Here is a 23,745-nt window from a genome sequence, read left to right as displayed (position 1 = left end):
TAACAGGCTTTACTATTTTTTTACATATTAAAAGTTTTCTGATTATTGTGTAAAAAATAAAACTTGTATAAATTTCAAACAAATCAACCTACTTGTCATGTGGTTATCAAATGTCAATACGAAAAGGGCAAAAAAAAGTTACTTTTGTTCAATTTATAGCCTTTGATTTTTGTGAAAAAAACCGTAAACTTAGCGCCCCTTGAAAAGAGGCCTATTGAATATAGTGCGTATCGGTAAATACCAACTTGAGAATAATGTAATTGTCGCGCCAATGGCTGGCATTACAGACAGACCATTTAGACAACTTTGCCGTCGTTTAGGCGCAGGGCTAGCTGTTTCTGAAATGCTATCGTCTAATCCTAAGGTTTGGAAAACGGAAAAGTCGATGAACCGTATGGATCACAGCGGTGAGTCGGGTATACGCGCTGTGCAAATTGCAGGAGCAGATCCTGAGCTTATGGCGCAGGCCGCACAATTCAATGTTGCTAACGGTGCACAGATCATAGATATCAATATGGGGTGCCCAGCAAAAAAAGTGAACAAGAAACTCGCAGGCTCTGCCTTATTACAGTTTCCTGAACTTGTGGAAGAGATTATTGATGCAGTCGTTAATGCTGTTGATATACCTGTGACACTTAAAATCCGTACAGGATGGGATCCGGATAACCGTAATGGTGTAGAGATTGCGAGAATAGCTGAACGTTATGGCATTGCATCACTTGCTGTACATGGGCGTACGCGCGCATGTATGTACAAAGGTGATGCTGAGTACGCCACGATTAGGGATATAAAACGTTCAGTGTCGATTCCTGTTGTTGCCAATGGTGATATTACATCACCAGAAAAAGCAAAACAGGTTTTAGACTATACGGGTGCAGATGCCATTATGATTGGCCGAGCCGCCCAAGGTCGCCCTTGGATATTTAGGGAGATAGACCACTATTTGCGAACTGGGGAACACTTACAGCCGCCTGCTATTGCAGAGGTGCGCAGTATTTTAATGGAGCATTTAACAAACCTCCATCTGTTTTACGGTGAGCCAATGGGAGCGCGAATTGCTCGCAAACATGTATCTTGGTATTTGCAAACCCATGACAGTGATGGTCAGTTTAGGCGAGTATTTAATGCGCTCGACAACCCACAAGCACAGGTCGTCGCATTAGAGCAATACTTTAAAACACTAGCAGCTAACTAAGAAAGAAAGAGACTTAATAATGTTCGAACAAAACGTGACTTCTCCATTTATCACTAACCCTCATGTTCAGTCACACGAGAAACCGCAGCCATTGCGTGATGCAGTAAAAAAAGCTGTTCACCACTATTTAAAGCAGCTTAACGGTCAAGATGTGCAAGACGTTTACGACCTTGTTCTTTCAGAGCTAGAAGCGCCATTACTTGAAGAAGTAATGACATATACACGTGGTAACCAAACTCGTGCAGCAATTTTACTAGGTATCAACCGTGGTACTTTACGTAAAAAGCTTAAAAAATACGGCATGAACTAATATGCTGGCTGTGATTTATCACAGCTAATTATTAAAAAAGCACCCTAGGGTGCTTTTTTTATGCCCGTAGTTTAATAGCCGAGTTGCAAAATGCTCACCCTCATCGGCGCTTTATAAGTCGTTTTTTGAGTTGTAATCAGTTAAAATGCCCGCTTCTAAGCTAGCTCATTAACTGAGGAAATCAAACTACAATGGATACTCATCGTCCCATTCGTCGCGCACTATTAAGTGTGTCTGATAAAACCGGTATTGTTGAATTTGCCCGCGCACTAGAAGCGCAAGGCGTTGATATATTATCAACTGGCGGCACATGTAAACTACTTGCTGATAACGGCATAAAAGTGACTGAAGTATCAGATCACACAGGCCACCCTGAAATCATGGATGGTCGCGTAAAAACTCTTCACCCAAAAATTCACGGCGGCATATTAGCCCGTCGCGGACAAGATGAAAGCGTAATGGCAGATAACAACATTTCTGCTATCGACATAGTTGTAGTTAACTTATACCCCTTTGCGAATACAGTCGCTCAAGAAAACTGCAGCCTTGAAGATGCTATTGAAAATATTGATATTGGCGGCCCTACAATGGTTCGTGCAGCCGCTAAAAACCACAAAGACGTAACAATCGTGGTAAACGCGAGTGACTACGACCGTGTTATTAGTGAAATGCAAAACAATAATGGCTCTACTACATATAAAACACGTTTTGACTTAGCGATTGCAGCTTACGAGCACACTGCCGCATACGATGGCATGATTGCTAACTACTTCGGTAAAATGGTTCCTGATTACACCGAGGAAGCTGCTGTAGAGACTAAATTCCCACGTACTATCAATATGCAGTTCACTAAAAAGCAAGATATGCGTTACGGTGAAAACTCACATCAAGATGCTGCTTTTTATGTTGAAAGTGACATTGCTGAAGCATCAGTTGCAACAGCAACTCAATTGCAAGGTAAGGCCCTTTCGTTTAACAACATTGCAGATACCGATGCAGCACTTGAATGTGTTAAAGAATTTGACGTACCTGCGTGCGTAATTGTAAAACATGCTAACCCGTGTGGTGTTTCAATTGGGGACAATATTCTACAAGCATACGAGCGCGCTTTTAAAACAGACCCTACATCAGCATTTGGTGGCATTATTGCCTTTAACCGAGAGCTAGATGCCGCAACTGCACAAGCAATTGTTGATCGTCAGTTTGTTGAAGTAATTATCGCACCTAGTATTTCGAGCGACGCTGCAAAAATTGTTGAAGCTAAAAAGAACGTTCGTTTATTAGAATGTGGACAGTGGACAGGTAAAGCAGCTGGCCAAGATATTAAACGCGTTAACGGCGGTATTTTAGTTCAAGACCGCGATTTAGGCATGGTAACGCAAGGCGACTTAAAAGTTGTTTCTAAGCGCCAACCTACAGAGCAAGAACTTAAAGATTTACTATTTTGTTGGAAAGTAGCTAAGTTTGTTAAATCAAACGCAATTGTTTATGCCCGTGACGGTATGACCATTGGTGTAGGCGCAGGCCAAATGAGCCGCGTATACTCAGCTAAAATTGCAGGCATAAAAGCTGCCGACGAAAACCTTGAAGTTAAAGGTTCAGTTATGGCGTCTGATGCATTCTTCCCATTCCGTGATGGCATTGACGCAGCAGCAGCCGCTGGTATTACTGCGGTAATTCAGCCAGGTGGCTCAATGCGTGATGAAGAAGTGATTGCAGCTGCTGATGAAGCTGGCATGGCAATGGTACTTACTGGTATGCGCCATTTCCGCCACTAATCACACAAAGGGTTAAACGTTGGTTTAACCCTTTTTGTTTGCTATAAATTCACGTATTCTGATTATTCAATAACCTATTTAAAATTATAATGTGAAGGAACAAACAATGAAATTTGCGCTAAAATCGCTACTTGTAGCCACACTAACGATGACATCGACTATGGCGCTTAGCCATAACCACGAATCGAGCCTTGAGCATGCACTTCAATCAAGCGAACGTAGCGCTAAAAACAGCGTTCGTGACGAATATCGTCACCCGGCTCAAACACTTGCATTTTTTGGCTTTAAACCAACTATGACAGTTGTTGAAATTGCGCCAGGCGGTGGTTGGTATAGTGAAATTTTAGCGCCAGCACTAAAAGAGCAAGGTACTTATTATGCCGCGCACTTTCCTGCTGATTCATCAGTTGGCTACTACCAACGCTCTCTTGCGGGCTTTAAACAAAAAGTAGCTGAAGATGAGCGCTTTAGTAGCGTTAAAATTACTGAGTTTGCACCTGTAACACATTTAGATATTGCGCCAGCTGGCAGTGCCGATATGGTTTTAACTTTCCGTAATGTGCATAACTGGTATATGGGCAAAGATAAAAGCGGTGCATTAAGTGCATTCCAAGCTTTTTATAAAGCCCTTAAACCAGGTGGTACATTAGGTTTAGTTGAACACCGTTTAGCTGAAGAGCGTGCTGACGAAGATCAAAAAACATCAGGTTATATGAAGCAGAGCTACGTAGTAGACCTTGCTAAACAAGCTGGGTTTGAATTAGTAGCAAGCAGTGAAATAAATGCAAATCCAAAAGATACAGCCGATCACCCTAAAGGTGTATGGACGCTACCACCAAGCTTAAGACTCGGCGAACAAGATGCTGACAAATATAAAGCCATTGGTGAAAGCGACCGCATGACGCTGAAATTTAAGAAACCGCTTTAAATAGGAATTTTCGCCATGAATGTTTTAGTCATTGGCAGCGGCGGCCGCGAACACGCACTTGCGTTTAAAGCCGCTCAAAACACCAAAGTAAATACTGTATTTGTAGCCCCTGGTAATGCAGGTACTGCACTTGAACCAAAACTTGAAAACGTAGCAATAAACGTTGACGACTTAGATGGTTTACTTAGTTTTGCACAGCAAAACAAGGTAGAGCTTACTATTGTAGGTCCAGAAATACCGTTAGTACTGGGTGTTGTTGATAAGTTTCGTGAACATAACATGGCTATTTTTGGCCCAACGGCAGGCGCAGCCCAGCTTGAAGGCTCTAAATCGTTTACTAAAGATTTTTTAGCACGCCACAATATTCCATCAGGCGATTATCAAACGTTTGAACAAATTGACCCAGCCCTAGCTTATTTAAAAGAAAAAGGCGCGCCAATTGTTGTAAAAGCAGATGGTTTAGCTGCAGGTAAAGGCGTAATTGTAGCCATGACGCAAGCCGATGCCGAAGCAGCTATTCGCGATATGCTTGCGGGTAATGCTTTTGGCGATGCGGGAAGTCGTGTTGTTATCGAAGAGTTTTTAGACGGTGAAGAAGCGTCTTTCATTGTAATGGTTGATGGCAAAAACGTATTACCATTTGCTACCAGTCAGGACCATAAACGCGCTTACAATGGCGATGCCGGTCCTAACACGGGTGGCATGGGTGCATACTCACCTGCGCCAGTTGTTACGGATGAAATCCACCAGCGTATTATGAACGAAGTGATCTACCCTACGGTAGAAGGCATGGCAAGCGAAGGCCATCCGTACACCGGCTTTTTATACGCAGGTTTGATGATTGACGAAACAGGTACCCCTAAAGTAATTGAGTACAACTGCCGATTTGGCGACCCTGAAACTCAACCAATGATGCTACGTTTACAATCAGACTTAGTTGAATTGATTGAAGCTGCTAACCGTGTAGAACTTGATAAAACAACGATTAAGTTTGACCCACGCGCAGCCGTTGGTGTTGTACTTGCAGCTAAAGGTTACCCTGGTGATTACCCTAAAGGTGATGCAATTTCGGGGCTAAAAGTTGATTACCCTGCGGGTGAAAAAGTGTTTCATGCGGGTACTAAGAAAAGTGGCAATGACGTTGTAACCGCAGGCGGTCGCGTATTATGCGCAACAGCACTTGGTAACACCGTTACGCAAGCGCAGCAGCGCGCCTATGAGCTTGTTAAACAAATTAGCTGGGATGGTATGGAATATCGTACTGATATAGCTTACCGTGCTATTGCACGCGAGCAATAGCCTGTAATACCTATTCATTGGTATAACCAGTTAATTTAACTACAAAAGCGCAGTTTATCTGCGCTTTTTTAGTGCTACACTAATTAAAAGGTTTTTTAAAAGTAAATTAACGTTGGAACTAAGAACTTTACGTTACCATGCAATTGCTGTTGCCATACTGATATTTATATTTTTTATAATCAGTACATTGGCATCAAACCTTGTCGTGCCTACACGATATACAATTGATAAAACGGCTCCAATGTACCTCGATTACGCCTACTATATTGACGAAACCAAAACTAAAACATTCGATACCATCATTAACCAACCTGAATTACTTACTCATCAACCATTTTCAGATGTTCCATGGAGTTTTAGCCAGCAAAACTATTGGTTGTTTCTTGATTTAGAAAATAAAAGCCTTAACAAGCAAAATGTTGTGGCACATTTTGACAACCCTATGGTCGATCATCTTACGGTTTATCGCCTCGACAAAAATAACAAACTAATTGAAACATACAAACTCGGTGATAAAGAAGAAGCCCTCTCTTTGTTTGAGTACAGCGTACCGCATATTCGTTTTTTAGTAGAAAGAAAATCGTCACAGCGCCTAGTAATGAAAATAGACACAATCGGCATAAGTAAAACACCTGTAAACTTATATCGTGATAAAGAGTTTATTGACTTAGTGCGCTCTCAAACTGGGATCTGGGGCATTTTTGTAGGCGTGCTATTGATGGCTGCGCTTTATAACTTGGTGCTTTATTTTGGCATAAAAGACCGTGTTTATTTAATTTATATTGGCTACATCGTCAGCGCTATTACGTTAATGGGGGCTGTATTAGGTTTTGGTTTTTATATATGGCCTAATCACTGGCAGCTCCTTATTAACGAACAAGTCGTGTTTAGTAATTATGGGGTCGCTTTTTTCACCCTTGCTTTTTGCACCATGTTTTTGCGCTACCATAAGGATAAATGCTGGCGCTACAAAATGAGCATCACCCTACTTTGGCTTATGTTTGTTCTTGCTGTATGTAGCTTGTTTATTCCCGAGAATATAGCGGCTCCTATATTTTTTGGTGTGATGGTACTGCTTTATATTACCTGTATTATTTTAATATATAACAAGTTACGTAGTGGTTTTAGGTGGGCTAAGTTTTATGTTTTTTCATGGATACCACTAATATTTGGTGCTGCAATTCAGCCCATGGAACTCACTGGTGTTTTACCGTATACCTTTACAACCCGCCATGCCTTTTTAGTCGCTATTTTGTGCGAAGTTATTTTAATGGCAATGGCGTTAGCAGACCGAGTAAGGTATCAGCGCGAACGTGCGCTTTACCATGCCACGCACACACAACAAACAAAGTTACTTAATAGCTCCAAGCTAAAACAAGCATTTATGGCGCTACAAAGCCAAAACCGCTCAACAACTTTATGTTTAATAAAAATACGTCACTTTAATTCGCTCAATACTATTATTACCTCTTCTCAGGGCTACACACTTATAAAGCATGTAGCCAAAGAGCTTGAATTAGAACTCAGCCATGAACGCGAATTTACAAACCTCGAAACAGATTTAAACACCAGCCCACGCTTAGCCGATTTAAGCAGTGGCGTATTTGCCTGTATTTCTACTAAAACACAAAACCAAGAAATGCTAGAAGCACTACTGACTAAAATAATTAGCAGCCTACCAAAACAATATGAAATTAAAGGGCTAAACCTGCAGCTTAGTTACAGTATAGGTATTAGTAGTGCAGGTAAGAGTAACGACTTTGAATATTGGTTAAAGCGTGGTTATTTAGCGCTTAAAAAAGCAAAAGGTAGCGTTAATCAAGTTGGGTCATCGTCAAATGGTAATAATCTAATGATGGACGTTGCTCTAGCCGCTAAGCTGCAACAAGCCATCAAAACAAATCAACTGGCACTTTATTACCAACCTCAAATAAACTTATTAAGTAACCACGTAAGTGGTGCTGAAGCTTTATTACGTTGGCCCGACCCAACTTACAGCAACTTATCAATTGAAGAACTAATAATACTTGCTGAGCACACAGGCATTATTAACGAGCTAACACTGTGGGTAATAGAGCAAGCCTGTAAAGACATAGTCAAGCTAACAAAAAATGGCTATAACGAGCACACAATTAGCGTAAATTTAAGCGCTAAAAACTTAACTATAAATAACTTAGCCGAAAAAGTAGAAAATATTTTAATTAAATACCAAGTGCCGGCACAGTTACTTAAATTTGAACTAACCGAATCGGCCTTCGTAGATAGCCAGGATGCACTTATAAAGTTAGTTGATGAGCTAACCGCATTAGGTATTAAAGTAGTACTGGATGACTTTGGGACAGGCTATGCATCACTTAGCTACTTAGTCAATTATCACTTTAGTGAACTTAAAATAGATAAGTCATTTGTTTTTGATTTACCTAATAACCCTACTCACCAGGTTATTGTACAAACAGCCATTGATATGGCGCATAACCTCAATTTATCAATAACAATTGAGGGGGTAGAAACCCAAGAAATCCATCACTTACTCAAAGATATGAACGCTGACTACGCCCAAGGTTATTTATACGCAAAAGCACTGCCTTACACCGACTATTTACACTTCTTAAAAAGCCAATATAGCTTAAAAATGTTAGACTCCTCTTTTTAACATCTTTAGGGGCCAAGTAAAGATGCAAGGCACACTGCGTAAATTAAAATCGAGCTTAACCGAACCAGTACAATATCACTTACCTGTAGGTGAACACCTAGTAGACTTAAATGCATTTATAGGTAAGGAGCTTACGCTTACCTTTAGTGGCACTATTTTATGTTCTAACTGCGGTAAAAAAACCAAAAAAAGCTATTCTCAAGGTCACTGTTTTGTATGCATGCGCAAGCTCGCTAGTTGCGATATGTGTATTATGAAACCAGAAACCTGCCACTACGACCAAGGCACGTGCCGAGAGCCACAGTGGGGTGAAGAAAACTGCATGATTCCGCACTATGTATATCTCGCTAACACCTCTGGGTTAAAAGTAGGTATTACCCGCCACACACAAATACCGACTCGTTGGGTTGATCAAGGCGCGACTCAGGCATTACCTATTTTTAAAGTGCAAACTCGCCTGCAATCAGGTTTAGTGGAAGTTGCATTGGCTGAATTTATTGCCGATAAAACGAATTGGCGCAATATGCTAAAAGGTCAAAACGAAGCAATTGACTTAAAAGCAGCTGCAGCCGAGCTGATCCCACAAATTAGTGAAAAGCTAAACGAGCTCAGTGAATTATTTGGCGCAACAGCAATAGAACAACTTGATGAAGATGTGGTTGATTTAAACTTTCCAGTAACCGAATACCCAACAAAAATCAGCTCATTTAACTTTGATAAAGACCCTGTTGTAAGTGGTGTTTTACAAGGTATTAAAGGCCAATACTTAATTTTTGAAAAAGGCGTTATTAATATTCGTAAATTTACGTCTTATGAAGTAACCGTAGGCTAACGGGCTATGTTAAACAGCTACCCACAGTTATTGGTTATTTATAATGAGCTTGAGATAGCCCATAACCAACAAGAGCAACAAGAATGCTTACACAGCGTTATGCAAAGTGAGCTAAGCGATGTGCGAGTACTTAATAAGCAAGGTGACTTCCTTAATTTACAAGGCACTGCTTGCCCTAAATTGAATGGCGAGCAGCTAGCACAGCTTGTTACAGCTTACTTATTAAATGAAGGGCAATGCTGCCTTGGTAAAATCAAAACCCTAAGTGCAGCGCAGGCGTTTGATTTACTAGGGTTATAAACTCCCTTTTTATTTAAAGTTCAGTAAGTACTTTTATATGCGCTACAGCACTGCGACCTAAAGCTGATAGCGCATAGCCACCCTCTAAATACGAAATAACCCCTTTGCAACCGCCCTCTTTAGCAACACCACATAGTTGCTCGGTAAGCCAAATGTAGTCATCCTCAACAAACTTTAAGCTTGCCATATCATCTTCTAGGTGAGCATCAAACCCTGCGCTTATAAAAAGTAATTCAGGCTTAAACGCTTTCAATTTTGGTAACCATTGCCCAGTAAACACCTCTTTTAGGTCGTCGCCATTACTAGCAATTGGCAGAGGTGAATTAACAATATGACTATTATTTTTAACCGCTGTATTAGGATAAAACGGATACTGAAATAACGAACAAAGCAGTACGTTTTCGTCATCAATAAAAATGTCTTGTGTGCCATTACCGTGGTGTACATCAAAGTCAGCAATCGCAATCCGTTTAACCCCTTTGCTTTGGGCGTACTTAACAGCAATGGCTAAGTTATTAAATACACAAAATCCGGATGACGAATCTTTATTAGCATGATGCCCTGGCGGGCGCACAGAACAAAAAGCGGCATCGAGTTTATCAGCAAGTATTTCATCAACAGCTAAAACCCCCGCACCTACTGCACGCTCAATCGCTTTAAACGAATCTGGGCATAGCCAAGTATCGCCATCTAAATTAGCAAGCCCTTCGGTTGGTATCGTGGCTTCTACGTGTTTAACTAAAGATTCATCGTGAGCAAGTAAATAATGCTCACGCTCGGCTTTAGGGGCTTGAAGGTGGGTTAAGCCAACATCTACACCGCTGGCTAATAATCTGTCGGTAATTGCATCTAAGCGCTCAGGACACTCAGGATGGTCGTCTATCATTTTATGCTTACGGCAATGAGGATGAGAAATAACAGCGGTACGCATAAAAAGTCCCTTACAAGGTGTAAAAACTTAATATAACAAAGCCACCGACAGGTGGCTTTGCGACTTTGGTTTATATCAACATTTTAAATATCAAAGCTATTAGCTACTTTGCCTTTAAATGCAGGTTTCTAAAATCAAAGCTAAAGTCGGTAACCGCTGTTGATACTGCACGCATTTTAGCGCTATTTACACGGTTTTGTGAGCTCATTTCAAAACGAATAAACGCATCCGCTTCAAGCAGTTTTTCATCCCACTTAACTATAAATGTATTACCGGTGTAATGCTCAAGTGTGCCTTTTAAGCGCTTGGTATGCGTAAAATCAATATGCAATTTACTATCAAGCTGCTCAATAATCACATCGCCATACCAATCATCATGTAATGTACCGGTGTAATTAATGTTTGGTAATTGCGGTTGGTAGTCAGCCGGAGCTTCTGGTTTTGCATTAGCGTACGCGTGTTGTTTACCTTCAAAATGACTTTTAGCTAAATCTTCTACCCAGTCTTTATCTTCAAGCTCAAGCGCATCTTCAAGTACTTCATGGGTTACCGCCGAAAGCGCACCAAAAGCTTGTTGATTAGATAAAATAACAATACCGAGTTTTTTCTCAGGCAATAAAGTAACTTGCGATACCATCCCTAAAATACCACCACCGTGACCTAGCTTTTTAAAGCCGTGATAGTCTTCAATGCTCCAACCTAACCCATAACCTCTAAACTGCTGATGATACGATTCAAACGCGCTTTTAGACGCCATAGACGTAATATGTGGGTGCCACATTTGCGCTTGTTGCTTTTCGCTAAATAGCTGCTTGCCGTTTGGCATTTTACCGCCTGCTAATTGTGTACGAAGCCACTGGCTCATGTCGCTTACACTTGAAGCAATTGCACCTGCACCTCTAAAATCTTCTAGGTAGTTCACAAAAAATGGATGAAGCGTGCCATCCATAGGAATATGACCGGTTGCCCAGTTTTTATTACTTTCTGGAATACGCGAAAATCCCGCGCGCGAGTTGTCCATGTGTAGCGGCTGCAATATGTTTTTTTCGATATAATCATTCCAACTCATACCCGATACACGCGCAACTACTTCGCCAGCGGTAACAAACATTAAGTTGTTATAAGCATACTTACTACGAAAACTGCTCGCTGGTTTTAAATACTGTAATCCCGCTAAAATTTCATCAACTGACTTGTCGGTACTTGGCCAAATCATTAAATCGCCTTGCCCAAGTCCCAGCCCACTGCGATGGCTTAATAAATCACGAATACGCATTTCGCGTGTTACGTATGAGTCGTATAATCTAAATTCTGGTAAATGATCAATTACGCGGTCATCCCAGCTTAATTTACCTTCATCAACCAACTTTGCCAGTGCCGCAGTAGTGAATGCTTTGGTGTTTGAAGCAATACCAAATAAAGTGTCTTTGTTTACTTTTTTGTTGGTATCGAGATTAGTTACACCAAAGCCTTTAGCAAATATCACTTTATCGTTTTCAACAATGGCGACTGCCATACCGGGTACGTCAAAACGTGCCATTGAGGCTTTAATAACATCGTCAATTTTGTTGGTATCAACTTGTGCCCAGCTACTAAACGTAGTGCCCGCTAATAGTGCAATTGCGGCAAGTTTGGTTAATTTCATATCAATCCTATTTTATTATTTTTTGATGAACTGCAAATTCAATTGCTGCGCGTTCTTGATTGGTATCGCTTTTTTGTGCGCGATTTAATATCGCATCACTGTATTCTTTTGGTACGCCCGCTTCAAGTGATCCGCGATGAACGTGTTTTATGTACCAATCGTATGGTAGTACGTCGCTGTCGTGGGTATTAGCTATATAACAATGTGCAGTTACAGTCTCACCCGTTAAAAGCGTTGGGGCTATATCTACGCAGTCGTAACCTACGCCCTCAATACTATCTAAAATAACTTTTTCATCTTCATTAAGCTCATAAATAACGCCGTAAACCAGCGCGTCTTCTTTATCGCTTGGGCAAATACTGCACTTGCCTGAGCCATCTTTAAATAGCATATCAAAAGTTAGCTCATAACCTTTAAGTACCGCTGTTCCTACACGCTTTACATTCGGTAAGCGCGCTAGCAAACGATTAGATGACATATTAGAGCCAAACGAAAAATTATATAACGGCATTTTATCTCCTACACTTTTTAAATAAGTTAAATAACAACACGTACTGCAAGGGCAATTAAAATAACGCCAATTCCACGGTCAAACCAATAACCGCGTTGTTGGAAAAAACCCCTTACATTATTTCTAGAAAGTATCATTGAAAGCATTGAAAACCACGCCCACGTAGCCAATGCCATGTATACGCCATAGCCGACCTGTATACTAATAGGTGTGGTTGGGCTAATCACGAGTGTAAATAACGACATAAAAAATAACGTGGCTTTTGGGTTTAATGCATTTGTGAAAAAGCCGCGCCTAAAAGCAAGCCAAACAGGTTCTTCTTGGACGGTTTTGTTTTCAACATCTTTTGCAGCCTCGCCTTCATTACTTGCTGGAGGTTTTGCAGCTCTGAGTGCTTGTACGCCTAAATAAGCTAAATATGCACCGGCAAGATACTTAAGCGCCATAAATAAACTAGGCGATTGCGTTAAAATAAGCGCAACACCTAAAACGCAATAGGCAACGTGCAGTAAAATAGCAGCGCCAACACCGGCGCTTGTCCACAATGCATTGCGCCTACCTTGCTGCACGCTTTGCTTAAGTACTACGGCAAAGTCAGGCCCGGGGCTTGCTACTGCAAAAAAATGAGCAATAACAATCAGTAAAAATTCATCTAAGTATTCCACGCAGGTCCTTGCTAGTTTGGCGAATAAGCTAATAACAGCGGGTTAGCCGAGTTATTTACCAATGCTTTAATTTCTTTTTGTGCTTTTTTAAACTGACCACGTAAATGCGGCTTTAAGTGTTTTTTAGACACTTTATCGTTTTTAAAGTAACTAATCAGAGCATGCATAAATACCGTATGTGTTTCACTTAACTTAGCTTCACGGTTAGCGTATGGATTATAACAAGAGCCACAACCGCCTTTAAACTGATACACCGTGTTGCTCATCATCACACCAAACCCTAAAAAACAGGCAAGTGCATCTGCAGCTTGTGGTAAATACTCCCTACCACCTGGCGGTAGCACCCCAACGTGATGAATAAGTATGGTGGCCAATGTACCCGCATAACTTGCCACTAAATCTTGTGGCTGATTAATCTGATTAGGATTAAAAGAGATACTGACCTTATGGCTTGGCGGCACAATTAAATGACTGCCTTCGCCACGTATTTCATCACTAAATTCAAAGTGCGGAAAAACTTGTGGTTGTAACTGCTGAGGTGCAACTAATTGAATAGGCCATGCATTCATACCCGCGTAATTAGTAACGCGGGTAAAAACATTACTCGCCATTTCCTCAATGCTCGATACCGAATCAGGGAAAAAAGTGGCCGTTGGCAGTATTATTTGTGTTTGCTTTGTAAAAAACTCAGCATCAAAATTTTCTACAGCCCAAATAAATGTATCAATAAGCCATTGCTGCTCTTGATCTTCCAATAAAGGTGCCGATTTAAATAAAGCTAACATAAGGTGCTCTTATAAGTTTTAGTGCTAGTTTAGTCTTTCTGTGTAAGCGCCCAATCCCACGCTTGAGTATTGTATAGCGGCACTGTTGATAGCGCATGGTGGTGGCTACCACTGGATTCTTTAGTTGAGTACGATAAGTACAATAAAGTACGATTCTCAGCATCGTAAATACGGCGCACTTTTAGTGATTTAAATAATATACTTTTAGATGATTTGAATATCACTTCACCTGATTTACTGCGGTCTATTTTTTGTAGCTGCTGCGCTGTAATAGGCCCCGTTTGACGACACGCTATAGACATATCAGAGGGATCAGAAAAATCCAAATTAGCCTCTATATGACTAATATGACAAGTAACGCCCTCAACAATGGGATCTTGCTGCGAATTAACTACAACATCTTTAGTTGTAAATAACCCAAGGCTTACCGACGCAACATCATCAGAGCAAGCACTTAATGTAACAACAGCACCTGCAAGTAAAACTAAACGTTTAAATTTTTGTGGTAATTTCATACTTATCCTTAATTAATATATAAGTAATTTAGCACCTACGTTACTAAGCGAAGGTTCACCTGTATGTTTTTATACTAACATCAAAAATAAATACGACTAAATTAGTTTAAAGTAAAGATTTTAGATAGCTCAGGGTTTAGCGAACCCTGTTGTATTTGATACAATTAACTCTCGCTCATGCAGTAACTCATAATAGGAAACGCCTAAATGCCGCACATTATTATTGAACACTCAGAAGACCTCCCTGTATTACCACAAGTTCTCGTAGAAAAAATTCACACTACCGCTTTCGAAAGTAACTTATTTGAATTAGAAACCATCAAAACACGCGCTATTGCTTATCAGCAATATCAACTTGGCGCAGGAAAATCAGGGTTTATACATATCGCGGTACATATATTGGCTGGGCGCTCAATTGAGCAAAAACAAATGTTAAGCGAACTGCTACTTTCATGCTTAAAAACATACTGCAGAGCATCAGACAGCCTAAGCGTAAATATTTACGATATTGAGCATGAGATATACCGTAAAAATTAGTTAACTCTTGTAGTTTTGAGCAATAGAAGTAAACACTAGCAAGTAAAAAGCCCCAATAGGGGCTTTTTTTGTATTCTGAAATCAGATGCAGCTCATTATTATTTACAAGACAGAGCATGAATAGCGTCCGATCTAACGCTGGAATTTAATAGTGCATTCGCACTCTTTCAAATTTAAGAAAGCTTAGCTTAATCTATGGATTAACTTTATTTAAATTATATTTATTATTAGGGGTAAATAAAGAATAATAAATTACACGATATTAAATTCATGTAGCATTAAATAATTTGAGTAGGTATTTTTTTGGAAAGTTTGTAAAAGTGGTGGCCCCTCCCAGACTCGAACTGGGGACCTAACGATTATGAGTCGTGTGCTCTAACCAACTGAGCTAAGGGGCCAACTTTTATATAACTGCTAGGCAGTTAATTTTTGAAGCGTTCAGTCACAGAGCGACTAAAGCGGGTTGCAGTATAAAAACTTTTTAGGTGCTTGTCACTACCAAACACCTTTATTTTAACAATCAGTAAGCTAACTGCTTAAATAGTAATCTTTTAGGTGGGTATAAGCATAAAATGTAAGATATTTCCCATGATATTTTCTGCATTAAATTATAAAAACCTTCCCCCCACATGTAGTCTTTTATATTTAACGCTCTACTTTTTTAAGTAAAGCTAACATATATGTGTAGGCATACAAGGCTGTAAAAAATATGCTTGGGGCTACTGTAAGTGCCAAATTAGGTGTCTGATTAATTACATTCACCATAATCACTAAGCTCGATTGAACAGTAATCGGAATAATAGGTGCAAAAAGTACACCTGCTATTTTTTTGTTACCTAAATACGAGGCGCTAGAGTTAATTGCATTATTGAAGCTTTGTCGTATTGCTACGTTTTGTGGTGTTTTAGAATGAAACATACAAATAATTGGAGTTACAAACGCAAGCGTTACATAACTAGACTTATACTTGTTGACGACCTTTTCTAAAATAAAAGTAAAAAACAGCGTTACAAATCCACTATACAAACCTTGTACTAATGCAGCTTGAAACGTGACAGATTTAGCAATATCTGCCGAACTATTTGCCCAGTAGGCCCAACTAAAATAAAAAACGAATGACACAACGCCTGACAGTATAAGTCGAATATTCAATTAGCTACCTCAATATGCGTAAAAACTTGGTTTAATGATAACACTAGAAGTGATGGTAATATTGCCACTTAATAATAGAGTAATTAATCGCGTATTGTAGATATATAAACAAACTAATGTTAAAGACTTCCTAAATGGCATCAATACAGAATCAGAACACTGCTGTTAGTTAGAAAGCTTAATTGAAGTAAACGATAGGTGTGGCTGAGGGAATGTTGGGAGTGAGTTACAAGAAATAAATCACTTAGTTTGAGTCAATTAAAAATTAGATTTTGATAAAAAATATTTACTTTAAAAACTGATATTGTGAGCCGATCAGTACTGAAGTTTTTATTTAGCTAAACCTCAGTAGTCGGCTTACACAATATATAATCTGTCATTATTTTTTCGCAATAATGTAGATTGCATGTATTAACCCTGGGAAATAACCTAACAGTGTTAATACAATATTTAACCAAAAATGCATACCTAAGCCAACTTGCAAAAATACACCTAATGGCGGCAATAAAACTGAAAGTATTATACGAATAATATCCATGATTAAACTCCATTTAAATTAAGCATTAAAAAGGCGTAAAGCCCAGTGTTAGTGGGCCTTAACTATACTGTGTTATTCAGCAGTAATAGATAGTTTATCAACTACGTCACGAACATCTTCAGCATTTTTAGCAATTTCAACTGCTAGCTGCTTTTCAGCTTCAGACTCTACTGAGCCATTCAGAGTTACTACACCGTTGTCGGTATCAACATCGATGTCTGTACCACCAACTTCTGAATCAAACAGGAAGCGAGTTGTGATTACAGTGGTGATTTTAGCGTCCGTTAAGTCGTTATCATCATCGTCCATCATGTCTTTGCTTCTATCTTTTGTGTCCATGCTTTTAACAACGGTAAGGCTGTTTTCAACATCAGATACGCCATCTAGGCTAAGTACAAGTTCTTCTGCTAGCTCTTTATCAAGCTCGCTATTAACTTTACCTGTAAGTACTACCTTGCCATTTTTTACATCAGTGTTAATGTCAAAGTTGTTTAGATTAGTGTTCATAAGTAGAACTGTTTCTGCCTTACCATCAATCCAAGCATCTTTACTTTCGTTTTCCCAGCTGTTTGCTTGGGCACCCATAGCCGTAGTACCAAGAACTAGAGCTGCGATAATAGATTTGTTAAATGTTTTCATAATCTTTCTCCTTTTGATTAAAGACACTTTAACTAATGCGAGCTTTAGGCCAACTTTATTTATATATATATTTCAATAACTTGATGTAATTTTGGGATAAGGCACTATCTATAGCTGTGTAACTATTTACAGGCTACTCGGTAAAACTTTCTCAAATAGTGAAAATAACTAGATAATTGCATTTTTGGTTAATCTATCGTTAATATAACAAAACATAAAACATCATTTAAAATTAAATCATTGATAATTAAGGTTATTATATTTGGTGCGTGCTTTGCATATAAACATCAAGAGCTGTATTAATAGTAAATATAATAAGGAATGCCCCATGTCTGTAAAAGTCGAAGACCGCCCAATAGAGCAAGTACGCGAACAAGTAATTGATCAATTAATTTATAATTACAGTCATGGGGTTATTTCTGTTGATGCATTTGAGAGACGCTTAGATAACGCGATGGATGCACCTAATAACGAAGCTCTTTTAGCCTTAGTAGAAGATTTAACACTTAATACTGATCAGCAATATAAAGCAGAAAAACAATCGCAATTTACACCACATTATAGTGCACAACAAAACAGTGATGATGATTTTACATTACGCAGCATTTTAGGCTCTAACGAGCGAAGCGGTCAGTGGGTCGTGCCAAAGAATATATATTTGAGTAACTTTATGGGATCGGTGGTGCTAGATTTTACCGATGCCATTTTTGCGCATCAAAATGTAACTATTCACGTTAACTGTATTTTTGGTAGTGATGAGATTTACGTACCAGAGCATGTAAATGTAGTGTCTAAAATGTTTTGTATTTTAAGTAGCCTTGAAAATAAATCTGTGTCGCTTAACAAACGCCAAGGTCCTACTATTCATATTGAAGGAAAGGCAGTAATGGGCTCAGTCGAAGTAAAAATAAAGCGCACAATTAAAGAAAAATTTATGAGCTTTGCTAATGAGCTAAAAACACAACTTGGCGCTGGAAATAATCGTTCATAAAGCCTCGTTAAGCACCGCACTTTGCGGTGCTTAACCTATTATAAATCGTTATTTCGCTCACTTGGGATATCACTTAAATATTCTACAAATTCTACTTCAAACCCTGCGGGGTCAATAAAATAAACATTCTTTCTAAAAGGGTTCTCACTACCTTGCTTACTTATCCCAAAACCCGTTTTATTTAAGCGTGCTACTACTTCATTTAAGTTACTAGTTACATAAGCAAAGTGTGCAAAACCAACTTGATGACCCGATAAGTTTCTGTTTTCACCCTCACCATGATCGCTTATCGCAATGTAATGCGTGTCATCTCCAAAGTGTACCCAGCGTCTTGGTTTTCCATGCCAATCGCCTCTGCCCTCACTTCTAATCGACCAATGTGGAAATACAGCGCGATAAAATTTAAGCATGCTATCTATATCACTCGCGACTAAGTTTACGTGCTCTAAATGCATAATGTTGTCCTATCAATTAAGTTAGGAGCACGATAAAACCTCAAGCTAACTTTAGGTAAAGCGTTATTTAAAATTAATTCGATTTAATAAACACATAAAGGAACATAATGACTTATTAATTGCTCATTATTATTTTTTAAAAATATATACACATTTCAATCTTGCATAAAAAACAAACATAAGTATTTGGGGTTTATTGTTTACTTTATGTCAAAAGTCGCTAAAATACGCCGGCTGAAATATATAAACGTTCTTTTACAACCCAAAGGTAATACCATGCATCCAATGTTAAACATTGCGGTTCGCGCTGCGCGCAACGCAGGCAAAATTTTACTTCGCGCAAGTGAAGATTTATCAAAAGTTGAAGTGCAACAAAAAGGCGCTAACGACTTAGTAACTAACATTGATAAAGAAGCCGAAGCCGTAATTCGTGACACTATTTTACAGTCTTACCCTACTCACTCTATTGTTGGTGAGGAATTAGGTGAGCATAAAGGCAAGGATGATGATTACCAATGGATTGTAGATCCTATCGATGGAACAACTAACTTCATCAAAGGTATCCCTCATTACGCGGTTTCTATCGCACTTAAAGTTAAAGGTCGTTTAGACCAAGCTGTTATTTATGATCCAATTCGTGGCGAGCTTTTCACTGCGTCTCGCGGACAAGGCACTCAGTTAAACAGCAAACGTCTACGTGTTAGCAAAACGACGGTCCTTGCAGGCACTGTACTTGCTACTGGCTTCCCTTTCAAAAACAAAAACCACATGGACGCATACACTGAAGCGTTTAAAGCATTGTTTGTACACACTGCAGACATTCGCCGCGCAGGTTGTTCTGCTTTAGATATGGCATACGTTGCAGCTGGTCGTGTTGATGGATTTTTTGAAATTGGTTTAAAACCTTGGAACTCTGCTGCAGGCGAACTTATGGTTAAAGAAGCGGGCGGTATGGTTGTAGATTTCGCTGGTGGTAATAACTATAACCACAGCGGCAATATTATCTGTGGTTCACCAAAATTGACTCAAGCAATTATTCGTGAAATTCGTCCAGTATTAACTGAGTCGTTACTTCGCTAATTTGATGCTATTAATAGCATGCTAAAAAGGAGCTCAGGCTCCTTTTTTTGTGTCTAAAAATAAGGATTATCTAGCTTGAGTTCTACTGTTTTACCTTTTTCGTAAGGTAATGTATTTAAATCCTTCGCAAAGTATTCATCAAACAACGTATCAAACTCACCATTTTTTTGCATTATTTTAAGCCCTTTTTCAATTGCCACTGCAAGCTCTGGCTTACTATTTGATACAAAATAATAAAATCCTGTTGGGTAACTTATATATAAGTTAGGTACTATCACTAGGTTGCTTTCTTTATTAGCTAGAAGCTCTGAATTAACCTCGATAAATGAACGTGGGAAGTAATCAATACGCCCTGCACTTGTTAAGGCAAACATAGCCTGATAATTTGCAAACGGTCTTATATGCAAGCCATTAAATGCCATTATTTTTGTATCTGGCCAATCATGACCTTGCACCGCAGAAAGCTTACCTAACTGCCCTAAGCTAGTAATACCTTTAAATCTAGCAATGCTGTTCTTACTTGTTAATAGTGCCCTTTTACCTATGTAGCCTTTAAATAATGGGATTTTAATCGCAATAGCTAAAGACTCTCTTTCGGGACTGCTCATACTCCAGTATAAATCTAAATTTTTTGTATCTAGTGCTATTAAAGTACGTTGTTGATGGGGATGAATTAAAACGGGGTTAATCTCTGCAGGGTATTGTGCGCTAACCAATGCTTTTTCTAATAGCTCGTTAAGGTAGTCGTCACGAGCATATTGCACACGCTGCTCCTGGGCTACATTTACGATATTTACCTCACTCGCTAAAGCGCTGCATACAAACAAACTTACTACGTTAATCAAATACTTTAATGGCAACATAATTATCACCTTAGTTATTATCGGTAGTTTTAACAGTTATTATTGATAGTTTAAATTATCGCGTTATTTAAGCTAAATAGCTTCCAGCGCCTAAATATAAGATGACGATATTATGTAACTGTACTTATTAATAACCGCGCTATTAATACTTATTTTAAATACATAGTACGACGTTACACTCATGGCGTGCTCTACAAAGTTAGCACTGTTTATTCATACTTGCACAGTAAAGCTAAAACAATCGTGAGCATAAATATATTACAGGCAATAAAAAACCGCTCAATGAGCGGTTTTTTAAAGTAGTTACAAAACCATTACGGCATTGCGTCTAGGTCTGCACCTTCTTTTTCAATTACTTCTGGTATTAAGTCTTCTTTGCTTACGCCCATTGCTATAGCAACAGAGCTCGCAACATAAATCGAAGAATAAGTACCAATAAACACACCAAATAGCAATGCAGTTGCAAAGCCATGAATGGTTTGTCCGCCCCATGCAAACAAAGCAATCAATACTAAAATAGTCGTGATTGATGTTACAAGTGTACGATTAAGTGTTTGCGTAAGTGAAATATCAATAATTTCTACAGTATCGTCAATGCGCACTTTGCGGAAGTTTTCACGTATACGGTCAGATACAACAATTGTATCGTTAAGTGAATAACCTATCACCGCAAGAATTGCCGCTAATATAGTTAAATCAAACTCTAAACCTAATATCGAAAATAAACCCACAGTAATAATAACATCGTGTAGTAGTGCACCTACCGCACCCACAGCAAAGCGCCATTCAAAGCGAAACGCAACGTAGATTAAGATACAAATAAGTGCAGTTAACATGGCAAGGCCACCCTGCTCTTTTAAGTCTTCACCTACGCTTGGGCCTACAAACTCAATACGGCGCATTACTACGCTGTCGTCTGCTTTTTTAAGCGCATCAATTACTTGGTTACCAATCACTTCAGCTTTTACATCGCTACCGCGTGGTGCTAAGCGAACTAAAATCTCTTGGCTTGAACCAAATAGCTGCACTGATGCATCAGCAAAACCATTATCAGCTAGTGCATCACGTACTTTTTTAAGATCAGCCGGTTGTGAAAAACCCACTTCTACCGCCGTACCGCCGGTAAAATCTAAACCAAAGTTTAGGCCCTTAACAAAAATTGATGCAAACGACGCTAAAATTAATAACGTCGAAAAACCCATAGCCACTTTTCGAAGAGACATGAAACGAAGGGTTCTACTACCCAAACTTAAAATTTGCATGTCAGCTCCTTAAATCGAAAGTTTATCAATACGTTTACCACCAACAAATAAGTTGATTACCGCACGGGTACCAACGATGGCTGTAAACATTGAAGTTAAAATACCAATCGCAAGTGTTACTGCAAAGCCCGCTATTGGGCCGGTACCTACTGCAAACAGTATAATGGCAGCAATTAGCGTGGTGATGTTGGCATCGAATATAGTGCTAAATGCGCTATCGTAGCCAAAATGAATTGCTTGTTGAGGGCTTCGGCCATCGGCTAGCTCTTCACGGATACGTTCAAAAATAAGTACGTTAGCATCAACCGCCATACCTACCGTTAATACAATACCGGCAATACCAGGTAGCGTAAGTGTCGCGCCTGGAATTAAAGACATAACACCAACAATCAGTACTAAGTTAGCCGCAAGAGCAAGGTTTGCAACCATACCAAAGCCTTTGTAGTACACAAGCATAAACACAAGTACAAACGCAAAACCAAGTGCAACCGCAGTCATACCCGCTTCAATATTTTCTTGACCTAAACTTGGACCTACAGTGCGCTCTTCAACAATTTGAATTGGTGCTACAAGCGCACCTGCACGAAGTAGCAAACTTAAGTTATGTGCTTCAGCTGGGTTATCGATACCTGTAATACGGAACGAGCGATCAAGACGTGCTTGAATTGTTGCTACGTTAATAACTTCTTCAACCTTAATAGGCGGAAGCGCTTTACCGTCTGCATCTTTTTTACCTGATGGCTTATATTCAATAAATACCGTTGCCATACGCTTACCAATAGCACGTTTGGTAAAGGCATTCATTTTTGCCCCACCTTTGCTATCGAGCGTAATACTCACTTGCGGGCGTTGGTATTCATCAGCGCCAGATTGCGCGCCAGTAATATGACTGCCTTCTAGAATAATACGCTTTTTAAGTACAACAGGGTAACCGTCGCGGCTCATGATCATTTCAGTACCCGCTGGGATACGACCTTGAGCAGCAGCGCTGATATCAGCGTTTTCGTCTACTTCGCGAAATTCAAGTGTTGCTGTTGCGCCTAAAATTTCTTTAGCGCGTGCTGTGTCTTGAATACCTGGTAGTTGAACAATAATACGCTCAGCGCCTTGGCGTTGTACGTTAGGTTCTGCAACACCAATTTGGTTGATACGGTTACGAATAATCGTTTCATTTTGCTTGATAGCGTAGTCACGAATTTCTTTGAGTTTTTGCTCACTCATTGTCGCAAAAAATGCTTTATCGTTACTGCTGTCATCAATGTAGACATTTAGCGGGTAGCGAGTTTCTAAGAAGCTCTCTGCTGCGTCTTTATCTGCTTCGGTACGCATTTCTACACGCATACGATCGGAGCCTGCTACGCGGCGAACACTACGGTAACGTAGTTTTTCTTCGCGCAGGTCGCTACGAAAATCTTGTTCCATTTGCTCAAGCTGGTTATCAACCGCTGTTGCCATGTCGATTTCCATGGTGAAATGTACGCCACCACTTAAATCAAGACCTAGCTTCATAGGGTTACCACCAACCGCTTTTAACCAAGCTGGTTGAGCAGGTGCCATATTAATAGCAGAAATGTAATCGTCGCTAAGTGAGTCGCGCAGCACATCATGCGCTTTAAGCTGTTCTTCAACATTTTTTAAACGAACTAAAATTTGCCCATCTTCAAGTATTGTCGATTTAGCGGTTACATTATTTTTTTCAAGGATTGCGTTTACTTTGTCTACAACACTGAGATCGACATCAGCGCCTTTAGCACCTGAAACTTGTATAGCCGGATCACGACCATACAAGTTTGGAGAGGCATATAAAAGGCCAATGGCTACCACAGCTAAAACAAGTAAATACTTCCAAACTGGAAACTTGTTTAACACGGGGTCGTCCTT

General features: G+C 39.6%; 24 protein-coding genes and 1 tRNA gene. 11 read left to right on the top strand and 14 right to left on the bottom strand.

What is annotated here, in order from left to right; genetic code table 11:
- Positions 1-223 precede the first annotated feature (223 nt).
- From dusB to CXF89_RS03045, 8 genes are all read left to right on the top strand, one after another.
- The gene (gene dusB / locus CXF89_RS03080; protein WP_010553368.1) at positions 224-1,195 is read left to right on the top strand and encodes a tRNA dihydrouridine synthase DusB; all 972 of its coding nucleotides are present in this window, start codon (positions 224-226) and stop codon (positions 1,193-1,195) included.
- A 19-nt stretch (positions 1,196-1,214) separates the two neighbouring features.
- Entirely contained in the window at positions 1,215-1,505 is a 291-nt protein-coding gene (fis, locus tag CXF89_RS03075; protein ID WP_002957804.1) for a DNA-binding transcriptional regulator Fis, read from the top strand.
- 191 nt (positions 1,506-1,696) lie between these two features.
- Positions 1,697-3,283, top strand: a complete 1,587-nt coding sequence (gene purH / locus CXF89_RS03070) for a bifunctional phosphoribosylaminoimidazolecarboxamide formyltransferase/IMP cyclohydrolase (protein WP_007586526.1) — start codon at positions 1,697-1,699, stop codon at positions 3,281-3,283.
- 106 nt (positions 3,284-3,389) lie between these two features.
- Positions 3,390-4,211 carry a class I SAM-dependent methyltransferase gene (locus CXF89_RS03065; protein WP_007586523.1) on the top strand — a complete coding sequence of 274 codons (822 nt, stop codon included), beginning with the start codon at positions 3,390-3,392 and terminating at the stop codon, positions 4,209-4,211.
- A 15-nt stretch (positions 4,212-4,226) separates the two neighbouring features.
- Positions 4,227-5,510, top strand: a complete 1,284-nt coding sequence (purD, locus tag CXF89_RS03060; RefSeq protein ID WP_121953771.1) for a phosphoribosylamine--glycine ligase — start codon at positions 4,227-4,229, stop codon at positions 5,508-5,510.
- Positions 5,511-5,622: 112 nt separating this feature from the next.
- Entirely contained in the window at positions 5,623-8,163 is a 2,541-nt protein-coding gene (locus tag CXF89_RS03055) for an EAL domain-containing protein (RefSeq protein WP_121953770.1), read from the top strand.
- Positions 8,164-8,185: 22 nt separating this feature from the next.
- The gene (locus CXF89_RS03050; RefSeq protein WP_010553372.1) at positions 8,186-8,995 is read left to right on the top strand and encodes a DUF2797 domain-containing protein; all 810 of its coding nucleotides are present in this window, start codon (positions 8,186-8,188) and stop codon (positions 8,993-8,995) included.
- A gap of 6 nt (positions 8,996-9,001) precedes the next feature.
- The gene (locus tag CXF89_RS03045) at positions 9,002-9,295 is read left to right on the top strand and encodes a hypothetical protein (protein WP_121953769.1); all 294 of its coding nucleotides are present in this window, start codon (positions 9,002-9,004) and stop codon (positions 9,293-9,295) included.
- Positions 9,296-9,308: 13 nt separating this feature from the next.
- Here CXF89_RS03045 and CXF89_RS03040 read toward each other — a convergent pair whose 3' ends face one another.
- From CXF89_RS03040 to CXF89_RS03015, 6 genes are all read right to left on the bottom strand, one after another.
- On the bottom strand, positions 9,309-10,226 hold the full coding sequence (locus tag CXF89_RS03040) for a histone deacetylase family protein (RefSeq protein ID WP_024600162.1): 918 nt from the start codon (positions 10,224-10,226) through the stop codon (positions 9,309-9,311).
- A 103-nt stretch (positions 10,227-10,329) separates the two neighbouring features.
- A complete protein-coding gene (locus CXF89_RS03035; RefSeq protein ID WP_121953768.1) occupies positions 10,330-11,871 on the bottom strand; it encodes a serine hydrolase in 1,542 nt (513 codons plus the stop codon).
- A 7-nt stretch (positions 11,872-11,878) separates the two neighbouring features.
- A complete protein-coding gene (locus tag CXF89_RS03030; RefSeq protein WP_121953767.1) occupies positions 11,879-12,382 on the bottom strand; it encodes a gamma-glutamylcyclotransferase family protein in 504 nt (167 codons plus the stop codon).
- 26 nt (positions 12,383-12,408) lie between these two features.
- Positions 12,409-13,047 (bottom strand): LysE family translocator, encoded by a 639-nt coding sequence (locus CXF89_RS03025; protein WP_121953766.1) that lies wholly within the window; start codon positions 13,045-13,047, stop codon positions 12,409-12,411.
- 11 nt (positions 13,048-13,058) lie between these two features.
- Positions 13,059-13,832, bottom strand: a complete 774-nt coding sequence (locus tag CXF89_RS03020) for a hypothetical protein (protein ID WP_121953765.1) — start codon at positions 13,830-13,832, stop codon at positions 13,059-13,061.
- Between the two features lie 29 nt (positions 13,833-13,861).
- Positions 13,862-14,347, bottom strand: a complete 486-nt coding sequence (locus tag CXF89_RS03015) for a CreA family protein (RefSeq protein ID WP_121953764.1) — start codon at positions 14,345-14,347, stop codon at positions 13,862-13,864.
- Between the two features lie 207 nt (positions 14,348-14,554).
- Between CXF89_RS03015 and CXF89_RS03010 the strand changes: the two genes are divergently transcribed.
- Entirely contained in the window at positions 14,555-14,884 is a 330-nt protein-coding gene (locus CXF89_RS03010; RefSeq protein WP_002957818.1) for a 5-carboxymethyl-2-hydroxymuconate Delta-isomerase, read from the top strand.
- Positions 14,885-15,205: 321 nt separating this feature from the next.
- Here the strand turns inward: CXF89_RS03010 and CXF89_RS03005 are convergent.
- From CXF89_RS03005 to CXF89_RS02990, 4 genes are all read right to left on the bottom strand, one after another.
- Positions 15,206-15,282: transfer RNA gene (locus CXF89_RS03005), tRNA-Ile, on the bottom strand.
- A 247-nt stretch (positions 15,283-15,529) separates the two neighbouring features.
- On the bottom strand, positions 15,530-16,036 hold the full coding sequence (locus CXF89_RS03000) for a hypothetical protein (protein ID WP_101162741.1): 507 nt from the start codon (positions 16,034-16,036) through the stop codon (positions 15,530-15,532).
- Between the two features lie 379 nt (positions 16,037-16,415).
- Positions 16,416-16,574: a YqaE/Pmp3 family membrane protein gene (locus tag CXF89_RS02995; RefSeq protein ID WP_121953763.1), complete on the bottom strand. Its 159-nt coding sequence runs from the start codon at positions 16,572-16,574 to the stop codon at positions 16,416-16,418.
- A 72-nt stretch (positions 16,575-16,646) separates the two neighbouring features.
- Complete coding sequence (locus CXF89_RS02990) at positions 16,647-17,213, bottom strand: BON domain-containing protein (RefSeq protein WP_121953762.1); 567 nt, start codon at positions 17,211-17,213, stop codon at positions 16,647-16,649.
- 328 nt (positions 17,214-17,541) lie between these two features.
- Here CXF89_RS02990 and CXF89_RS02985 point away from each other — a divergent pair, with 328 nt between their 5' ends.
- Positions 17,542-18,204: a LiaF domain-containing protein gene (locus CXF89_RS02985; RefSeq protein WP_076924056.1), complete on the top strand. Its 663-nt coding sequence runs from the start codon at positions 17,542-17,544 to the stop codon at positions 18,202-18,204.
- 38 nt (positions 18,205-18,242) lie between these two features.
- Here the strand turns inward: CXF89_RS02985 and CXF89_RS02980 are convergent, their stop codons facing one another.
- On the bottom strand, positions 18,243-18,659 hold the full coding sequence (locus CXF89_RS02980) for a VOC family protein (RefSeq protein ID WP_121953761.1): 417 nt from the start codon (positions 18,657-18,659) through the stop codon (positions 18,243-18,245).
- A gap of 276 nt (positions 18,660-18,935) precedes the next feature.
- On the opposite strand from CXF89_RS02980, the gene suhB reads away from it, so the two are divergent.
- Positions 18,936-19,739, top strand: a complete 804-nt coding sequence (gene suhB / locus CXF89_RS02975) for an inositol-1-monophosphatase (RefSeq protein ID WP_002957826.1) — start codon at positions 18,936-18,938, stop codon at positions 19,737-19,739.
- A 53-nt stretch (positions 19,740-19,792) separates the two neighbouring features.
- On the opposite strand, the gene CXF89_RS02970 is transcribed toward suhB, so the two are convergent.
- The 3 genes from CXF89_RS02970 to secD form a co-directional block, all read right to left on the bottom strand.
- Positions 19,793-20,602: a substrate-binding periplasmic protein gene (locus CXF89_RS02970; protein ID WP_121953760.1), complete on the bottom strand. Its 810-nt coding sequence runs from the start codon at positions 20,600-20,602 to the stop codon at positions 19,793-19,795.
- A 314-nt stretch (positions 20,603-20,916) separates the two neighbouring features.
- A complete protein-coding gene (gene secF / locus CXF89_RS02965; RefSeq protein ID WP_024590595.1) occupies positions 20,917-21,864 on the bottom strand; it encodes a protein translocase subunit SecF in 948 nt (315 codons plus the stop codon).
- Between the two features lie 9 nt (positions 21,865-21,873).
- A complete protein-coding gene (gene secD / locus CXF89_RS02960) occupies positions 21,874-23,733 on the bottom strand; it encodes a protein translocase subunit SecD (RefSeq protein ID WP_121953759.1) in 1,860 nt (619 codons plus the stop codon).
- Between the last annotated feature and the right edge of the window lie 12 nt (positions 23,734-23,745).

Source organism: Pseudoalteromonas sp. MelDa3, assembly GCF_002863625.1.
Taxonomy (GTDB): Bacteria; Pseudomonadota; Gammaproteobacteria; order Enterobacterales; family Alteromonadaceae; genus Pseudoalteromonas; species Pseudoalteromonas arctica.
Note: the sequence above shows the minus strand (reverse complement) of the source record. Positions and strands in the feature narration are given on the sequence as shown.